General features: G+C 42.6%; 1 protein-coding gene. It reads left to right on the top strand.

Annotated elements, in window-relative coordinates; translation table 11 throughout:
* The first annotated feature begins 90 nt into the window (after window positions 1-90).
* Complete coding sequence (locus H5975_RS08290) at window positions 91-1059, top strand: IS30 family transposase (protein ID WP_085720378.1); 969 nt, start codon at window positions 91-93, stop codon at window positions 1057-1059.
* The last annotated feature ends 19 nt before the right edge of the window (window positions 1060-1078 follow it).

Genomic DNA, 1078 nt, shown 5'->3' with positions numbered 1-1078 from the left:
CGCCGTTTGTAAAATTAAGTTAGAAAAATAAAAAAGCCATTTGTGATAGACTTTTGAATAACCACAAACAAAAGTAAAGGAACATCACAAATGACTTATAAACATCTTACCACACGTGAACTAACCCTCATAGCTAATTTTTGGCACCAAGGTACGAAGGCTTATCAAGCTGCTAAACTGCTTAAACGAAGCCAAGAAACTATTTACCGAGTCTATCGATTTCTTGATAGCGGTAAGACCATTGCACAGTATCTTAAGGCTTACCAACGGAATAAGCAGCGTTGTGGTCGTAAGCAGGCTCAGCTAGCCAAGGATGAGATCAGCTACATCAATGAGCAGGTTAAAGCGGGCTGGACACCTGATACGATCATTGGTCGAGCAGAACGGACAATTAGCTGTAGTATGCGGACACTTTATCGGATGTTTGCTCGTGGACAGTACAATTTTGCCGTCCAGCAATTACCGATGAAAGGCAAGCGACACCCCAATGGCTATGTCGAACGACGTGGTAAGGCGGGGCATCTCGGTCGGAGTATTTACCAGCGATACCATGATTTTCCTCACTACCAACACGAGTTTGGTCACTTTGAAGCTGATACTGTTCAAGGAAAAGCTCATCGTGGTGCGGTCATGACCTTGGTGGAACGTCAATCTAAGGTGATGATTGTGCTTAACGTTCATCGTAAAACTGATGAAGCAGTTAACTATCACTTGGATAAATGGCTTTCTAAAATACCTCGTCATTTCGTTAAGTCGATTACCTTTGATAATGGTAAGGAATTCGCGGGCTGGCGTGAGATTGCCAATAAACATGATCTTCATACTTATTTTGCGGAGGTTGGAGCGCCCAATCAACGCGGCCTGAATGAAAACAATAATGGTATCTTACGTCGTGACGGTCTCAGTAAACGATTAGACTTCCGTAATTTACCAGATGAACTAATCACCCAGCTGATGCACAAACGAAATACTATTCCACGGAAGTCACTTCACTACCGCACACCACTTGAAGTATTCCTAAGTCACGTCACAGATGAACAGCTTTCAACATTTTTCTAATTTAAATTGACATTTCGGG

This window comes from Limosilactobacillus coleohominis (genome assembly GCF_016901675.1).
Taxonomy (GTDB): Bacteria; Bacillota; Bacilli; order Lactobacillales; family Lactobacillaceae; genus Limosilactobacillus; species Limosilactobacillus intestinavium.
The sequence above is the reverse complement of the archived record's forward strand: the minus strand, read 5'-3'. Positions and strand labels throughout refer to the sequence as shown.